Origin of the sequence: Arthrobacter sp. TB 26 (assembly GCF_000427315.1) — a bacterium.
Lineage (GTDB): Bacteria > Actinomycetota > Actinomycetes > Actinomycetales > Micrococcaceae > Arthrobacter.
This window is the reverse complement of the sequence record NZ_AUPJ01000552.1, coordinates 1-6,971: the sequence shown is the minus strand read 5'-3', so window position 1 is coordinate 6,971 and position 6,971 is coordinate 1. Positions and strand designations below refer to the sequence as shown.

The following is a 6,971-nucleotide window of genomic DNA, read 5'->3' as shown; positions in this document are numbered from 1 at the left end:
GGCTTGCCCTGCCGCGCGAAGTGAGCGACGTCCTCCGGCCCATGATGCCGGGCATTGTCGAGGCGATCATCGACGCGGTGCCGCAGCTGGTGCCGGCCTATGCCAGGCCGATCGAGGGCCGCTTCGGGCGGGGGCTGCGCCGCGGCGTGGCTGCCGCTCTGGACCGCTTCCTGCAGCTGCCTGGAACCCGGCTGCCCGCCCTTTCGGAGGAGAGCAGGCAGCTCGTGGCCGGACTGGGGAGCGGTGAATTCCGCCAGGGCCGGAGCATGGATGCGCTGCTGAGCGCCTACCGGATGGGTGCCCGGGTGACCTTCCGCGAGATGTCCAGGGTGTCGGTGGAGCACCACCTTGGCCAGAGTGTGGTGGTGGACCTGGGCGAATCGATCCTGGCCTACATCGACGAGCTGTCCGCGGTCAGCGCCGAGGCGTATGCCTTCGAACAGTCGGAACGGGCCGGCGCGGTGGACCGCCGTCGCACCGAACTGCTCGACCTGCTCCTGCTGGGGCAGGCGGATGAGGCGGCCCTGCGCCAAACGGCGGCGATGGCGGACTGGTCCCTGCCGCAGCGGATGGTGGTGGTGACCCTGCCGGTGGACCGGGCCGCGGGGCTGCGGCTCCGGCTGGGGGCGGGCACTTTGGTCATCGAACGCGAGACTGACGCCGTCGCCCTGGTTCCTGCGCGGCAGTCGAAGTCCGCACGGGCGGATCTGGACAAGGTGCTGCGTGGTCGCGGGGCTGCCGTGGGGCCGGCCGGCGGCTGGGAGAAAGTCCCCGATTCTCTGCGCCTGGCAGTTCTCGCAGCGTCGGTGCTGCCGCCCCGGGACGGTCCGGAGGATCCACCGATCTGGGCAGATGAGCATTTGGCCGAGGTGATTCTCGGCGCCGAGCCCTCCGCCATCGCGGAACTGGCGAACCGCCGGCTGGCGCCACTGGAAGGGCTGCGCCCGGCGCAGCGCGAGCGGCTCGCGGAGACGCTGCTGTCCTGGCTGCGGCACTGGGGCCAGCGCGCCCCCGTCGCGGCAGAGCTCGGCATCCACCCGCAGACAGTGGGTTACCGGGCGGCGCAGCTGCGCGAGCTGTTCGGCGACACCTTGGAGGACCCGAAGGCGCGGTTCGAACTGGAACTGGCGCTCCACGCCGGCAGGCGTTAAGCGGGGCAGGCGTTAAGCGGGGCAGGCGTTAGGCAGCGCAGGCGTTAGGCAGCGCAGGCGTTAGTTCGCCTAACTGGCGATCGCTTCCCTGCTCTGCAGCCGCATCTCAAGGTCGTTCATCACGATCGCGGCCAGGTCCTCCAGCGTCCTGGTGTCGGCGGCGCTGAACTCCCGGGGTTCCCGGTCCAGGATGCAGAAGGTGCCCAGGTTGTAGCCGTCCGGGGTCCGCAGCGGGACGCCGGCGTAGAACTGCAGTCCGAACTCGCCCGCCACCAGCGGGTTGGCGAGGGTGCGGGGATCCCTCGTTGCGTCCTCCACAATCCAGGCGCCGTCCTGCAGGATCGCGGAGGCGCACAGCCCCGGGTCGCGGCCGATCTGTGTGACGTCGGTGCCGTGGTGGGCCTTGAACCAGATGCGGTCGTGGTCCACCACACTGACGATTGCCACCGGCACCGAAAACATGCGTGCCGCAAGGCCCGCGATCCGGTCGAAGGCGCCGTCTGCCGGGGTGTCGAGGATCCGGTAGCGTTCCACCGCGCGCATCCTGGTTTCCTCGTCGGTCCCGCCGGGGGCGTTCTCCAGGCGGTGGCGTGCTGCGCCGTTGATGACTTCCTGGCGCAGGGCGAGGGAGACTTCCCGGGCCGGCGGGCGATCTGCCGGGTCGCGGGCAAGCATGGAGGACAGCAGCGACGTCCAGATGGGGGCAAGCTCTTCGGGGATGTCGGGATCGTGGAGCAGGCGCGCGACGGCGGACTGGATCGGCGCGCCCGGGTAGGCCATCTTTCCGGTCAGCCCTTCGAGCAGCACCAGCCCGAGGGAATACACATCGCTGAGCGGCCCGGCGGGTTCGCCGGCGGCCTGCTCCGGGCTCAGGTAGGCGGGGGTGCCGGAGGTTCCGCCGTCGTCCGCCACCGGGCCGTTGCCCATCATGATGGCAACACCGAAGTCGCTGAGCTTGGCCCGGGGGCGCCGGTCCTTGTTGCTGTAGTCCACCAGCAGGATATTGGCGGGCTTCACGTCGCGGTGCACGATGCCGTGATGGTGGATGTAGGAGAGTCCGTCCGCCAGGTCGTGGCCGATCAGGGCCATGTGCGCTGCGGACAGCGGCCCCTGGGCGGCGCGGTGGCGCAGGTCCGGGCCGCGGACCAGTTCCATGACGAGGTAGGTGAGGCGGGCTTCCGGGTCGCTCAGGTCCGCGCCGGCGTCGAACAGTGTCACGAGGGCGTGGTGGCTCATCCCGGCGAGGATGCGGATTTCCTGCCCCTGCCGGCGGGTGTGTTCGAGATCGTCCGCGTTGTCCCGGAAGAGTTTGACGGCCACCTCGCGCTGCAGGAGTTCGTCATGGGCCCGGTACACGGTTGACTGGCTCCCCCTGCCGATGAGGGCGTGGATCCGGTAGCGGCCGCTCAGCAGGAATCCTGGTTCCATGCCGAGTTTTCTGTTGTAGTCAGTCAAAGAGTGTTCGTAGTCCCTTAGGTGCGGGGCCCGCCGACGGAATCGCGCGGATCAGTCCAAAAAGCCGAAATTGTGGGGCGCCCGCGAAGTAGCAAGGTTACTTATGATACCGCGGAAACGTGATTTAGGAAGACCTGCGACGGACCAATATCCCCGCCCCGCAGCCGGGGCATCGGCCGCTACTTGGCGGGGTTGTGGGTGCCGATGGGCAGCAGGGTCAGGTCCGGGTGGTTCTTTTCGATCCGGCGCAGTGCCCACACGTCGTTGAACAGGGCGAGGTATTCGCCGTCGGAGCGCAGCAGCACCTCGGCGCCCGGTACGTTGGCCAGCGCCGGCATGGCCTCCGCCGTCGAGATCCTGGCGATGGAGTATGGCAGGCGTTCGAGCCGCATCGGGGCGCTGAAATCGTGCGCCATCCGGTCCTCCACCACTTCGAACTGCATGGGTCCGACGGCGGCCAGCACCGGGGCCTGGTCGCCGCGGACATCCGAGCGGAGCACCTGGATGACGCCCTCGTGCTCGAGCTGCTCGATGCCGCGGCGGAACTGCTTGAAGCGGCTGGGGTCCTTGGAGCGCGCCACCTGGAAGTGCTCCGGGGCGAACAGCGGGATGGCCGGGAATTCCACCGGCTGATCGAGGAAGAGGCTGTCGCCCACCCGCAGCGAAGAGGCGTTGACGAGGCCCACGACGTCGCCGGGGAAGGCCTCGTCAATGACCTCGCGTTCCCGGCCGAAAACCTGCTGGGCGTACTTGGTGGCGAAGGACTTGCCGGTCCGGCCCTGCGTCACCACCATGCCGCGTTCGAAGATGCCGGAGCAGACCCGGATGAAGGCGACGTGGTCCCGGTGCGCTTTGTTCATGCCGGCCTGGACCTTGAAGACGAACCCGGCGAAGGGTGCATCGACGGGCCGTGCCGTGCCGTCGACGTCGGGCCGCGGGGCGGCCGGCGGGGCGAAGTCCACGAGGGCGTCGAGGATCTCCTTGACGCCGAAGTTCAGCGCTGCGGAGCTGAACAGGATCGGCGTCGCCTTTCCAGCGTGGAAGGCGTCGATGTCGAACTCAAGGTTGGATTCGATGACCAGCCCGGCCTCGTCGACGGCGTTGGACCAGTCGTCGCCCTGGCTGGCCGCGGCCTGTTCCGGCGTGAAGTACTCGGTCAGGGCGATGTTGGCGCCGGCGTTGTTGCGCTTGAACTGGGCGAAACGGTCGTTGCGCAGGTCCCAGACGCCGCGGAAGTCACCGGAAATGCCCACGGCCCAGGTCAGCGGCATGGGCTGGAGGCCGGTGCGCTCGGTGATCTCGTCCATGAGGGCCAGTGCGTCGAGCCCCGGCCGGTCCCACTTGTTGATCACGGTGATGATCGGCAGGTTGCGCTGCTTGCAGACCTCGAAGAGCTTCATGGTTTGGGTTTCCAGGCCCTTGGCGGCATCCACCAGCATCACGGCGCAGTCGACGGCGGCCAGCACCCGGTAGGTGTCCTCGGAGAAGTCAGCGTGGCCGGGGGTGTCCAGCAGGTTGATGACGGTGTCCCGGTAGGCGAACTGCAGCGCCGCGGAACTGATCGAGATGCCACGGTCCTTTTCCATCTGCATCCAGTCCGAGACCGTCTCCTTGCGGTTGGCCTTTCCGCTGGAGGCACCGGCCGTGCCGATGACCTTCGCGTGCAGCGCGAGCGCCTCGGTCAGAGTGGACTTGCCGGCGTCGGGGTGTGAAATGACCGCGAAAGTCCGACGCCGGGCCGCCTGCTTGTGAATCTCCTGGACTCGGGCGGGGCTAAGGACTTCTTGGGACACGGTGCTACTTTCGCTGCGGCGTTGAATGGTTGCGCTCCCGGGTTTGCGGGGGATCCGGCTGGCCCGGTGGGAACGCGGGTTGTTCTGCTGGGAGTTCTGCGTGACGGCTCTGTGAGGCTGGGAGGGCGCGGCGGCGGCAGCCGACGGAACACCCAAGGGTTCAAGTTTATCGCAGCCTGGGCTGCCGCCGCGAAGTGGGCGGAACGCCGGATGAATGCAGGGCAACGGCGGCTCAGAAGTGCGCGCTTGGAACAGGGTCGCCGGACGCGTTTCGGGGGCGTTGCCACGGGCGTCTCAATGGACCACTTTGGGGCTTGTCCGTGCGGAAGTTGACCCGCTTTACCTCTACTATGGTGAGAACGGGGAACCGGGTACTTTTGATCCTGCCGGCAAACACAGGATACCGGCGCACTTGCAGGCTGAGACCTGCACCTTTGAAGGGAAAATCTATGGCTCGGAGCCCTGAAGATTCGCTCAAGGCGACGCTGGGCCGGGTGGCACCGGGCACCGCCCTCCGCGACGGCCTGGAACGCATCCTCCGCGGGCGGACGGGAGCCCTGATCGTACTGGGCATCGACCGGACCATCGAATCCATCTGTTCCGGCGGCTTCGAGATCGGAATTGACTTCTCCCCCACCCGGCTGCGGGAACTGGCCAAAATGGACGGCGCCATCATCTGCGACAAGGACGCCAGCAACATCCTGCGCGCAGCCGTCCAGTTGGTCCCGGATTCCAGCATCGAGACCCAGGAGTCCGGCACCCGGCACCGGACCGCTGAGCGTGTCGCCATCCAGACCGGCGTTCCGGTGATTTCGGTCAGCCAGTCCATGCAGATCATCGCGCTCTACGTGAACGGGCTGCGGCACGTCCTGGAGGGCTCGGAGAAGGTCCTGGCCCGCGCCAACCAGGCCCTGGCAACCCTGGAACGCTACCGCTCACGCCTGGATCAGGTCACCAGTTCCCTCTCCGCCCTGGAAATCGAGGCCATGGTGACAGTCCGCGACGTTGCCGTGACCCTGCAGCGCCAGGAGATGGTCCGCCGGATTTCCGAGGAGATTTCTCAGTACGTCCTGGAACTCGGGGAGGACGGGCGGCTGCTCTCGCTCCAGCTGGACGAACTGACCGTGGGCCGCGGTCCCGGCAGCGACGTCATCATCCGCGACTACTCGGGCCCGGACACCTCGGCCGAGGACATCGACCAGGCCGTGAAGTCGCTCGTGAACCTGGGCCCCACCGAGCTGATCGACCTGGGCAAGATCGCCGGGATTGTGGGCTTCGCCGGCGGCGAGGCCAACCTCGACGCCGTCGTCCAGCCGCGCGGCTACCGGCTGCTGTCCGGACTCAAGGCCGTGCCGAGGGCCGTCGCCGACCGCCTGGTGGACCACTTCGGCGGCCTGCAGTTCCTGATGGCCGCCACGATCGATGACCTGATGACGGTGGACGGCATCGGCGACCAGCGCGCCCGGACGGTCCGTGAGGGCCTGAGCCGGATGGCCGAGGCCAGCCTGCTGGACCGCTTCCTCTAATTCCCGTCGATTGCTCCGTAGATGCCCTTTTGAGCCCTCAAAACGGCATCTACGGAGCAATCGACGGGGTTAGTTGAGCTGGAACACGGCTTTGGGGCTGGTCTTGTCCGCCAGCCGTGCCGTGAAGACGTAGTAGGCGCCGCCTGCTCCCGGTTTGGCCTCGATGAGCTTGCAGCCTTCGACCGAGCGGTTGCGCTCCCACAGGAAGTTGGCCGTCTCACTTTGCCCCGGTGCGATGGTCCTCACGAGCTCGGTGGCGTCCTTCTGGCAGTCAGTCGACGAGAAGATCCGGTCCGAGCCGCTGGTGACCAGGAATTCCATCTGGGATGTGCCGATATTGATCTCGCACGGCACCGTGTTGCCGTTCGTCACTTTGAGCGTGAGCAGCGGGTTCTCCCCGGCCGCGTAGGCAGGTTTGTCCGTGGAGGCCGTGACGGTGACGAGGTTCTGCTCGCAGCCATTGCCCGTCGGAGATGCTGAAGGGGAAGCCGTGGCTTCGGGGGCGCCTGCCGGTCCCGTTTCCTGGCCGGACGGAGCCGCTCCCCCGCCGGAGGCGGACTGCCCGGCGTTGAGGACGCTTGCGACGGCGGCGAACCCCCCGAGGGCGATCGCGATCACGAGCAGGAGGGCGGCGCCCACGAACAGCCGGCGGCGACGGTGGACGGGGCTGACCGGTTTCCGGGCAGGCTTGCGCGCGGGTTTGCGTACGGACTTGCGTACCGGATTGCGTTCCGGATTGCGCGCCGCGGGCCGGCCCGGGCGTGCTCCTCTGCCGGACGCGCCCGGGCGGGAACCGTGAGTTCCTGGATTGTCTTGCCTGCCCATCCTTCTAGGCTAGAGAACCGCACCGGGTATCGGGCCCTCCCACGCCGCGGGCGGAGTGTGGCCCTCATCTATTACGCTGAATCCATCAAAGCCCTAGCCGATTCCCCCGCCGTCCCTGTTGCCGCGCGCCCGCAAGACATTCCCACAGACGTTCCGCTGTCCGCCCTGCACAAGGCCCTGGACACCTGGTTCGGGGCGAACGCCCGGGACCTGCCGTGGCG

General features: G+C 67.8%; 5 protein-coding genes. 2 read left to right on the top strand and 3 right to left on the bottom strand.

Going from position 1 to position 6,971, the window contains the following annotated elements:
* The first annotated feature begins 20 nt into the window (after positions 1-20).
* Complete coding sequence (locus K789_RS23800) at positions 21-1,151, top strand: PucR family transcriptional regulator (protein ID WP_024368570.1); 1,131 nt, start codon at positions 21-23, stop codon at positions 1,149-1,151.
* Positions 1,152-1,220: 69 nt separating this feature from the next.
* Here the strand turns inward: K789_RS23800 and K789_RS0121670 are convergent, their stop codons facing one another.
* On the bottom strand, positions 1,221-2,606 hold the full coding sequence (locus tag K789_RS0121670) for a GAF domain-containing serine/threonine-protein kinase (protein WP_237739664.1): 1,386 nt from the start codon (positions 2,604-2,606) through the stop codon (positions 1,221-1,223).
* Positions 2,607-2,785: 179 nt separating this feature from the next.
* Positions 2,786-4,399 carry a peptide chain release factor 3 gene (locus K789_RS0121665; protein ID WP_024368568.1) on the bottom strand — a complete coding sequence of 538 codons (1,614 nt, stop codon included), beginning with the start codon at positions 4,397-4,399 and terminating at the stop codon, positions 2,786-2,788.
* A 449-nt stretch (positions 4,400-4,848) separates the two neighbouring features.
* Here K789_RS0121665 and disA point away from each other — a divergent pair, with 449 nt between their 5' ends.
* Positions 4,849-5,925: a DNA integrity scanning diadenylate cyclase DisA gene (gene disA, locus K789_RS0121660; RefSeq protein WP_024368567.1), complete on the top strand. Its 1,077-nt coding sequence runs from the start codon at positions 4,849-4,851 to the stop codon at positions 5,923-5,925.
* A gap of 69 nt (positions 5,926-5,994) precedes the next feature.
* Here the strand turns inward: disA and K789_RS0121655 are convergent, their stop codons facing one another.
* Positions 5,995-6,750 (bottom strand): hypothetical protein, encoded by a 756-nt coding sequence (locus K789_RS0121655; RefSeq protein ID WP_024368566.1) that lies wholly within the window; start codon positions 6,748-6,750, stop codon positions 5,995-5,997.
* Positions 6,751-6,971: the final 221 nt, after the last annotated feature.

What these genes read in the sequence shown, in the direction of transcription:
- K789_RS0121655 (WP_024368566.1), bottom strand. Translation starts at nt 6,750, where the DNA reads ATGGGCAGGCAAGACAATCCAGGAACTCACGGTTCCCGCCCGGGCGCG.
- disA (WP_024368567.1), top strand. Translation starts at nt 4,849, where the DNA reads ATGGCTCGGAGCCCTGAAGATTCGCTCAAGGCGACGCTGGGCCGGGTG.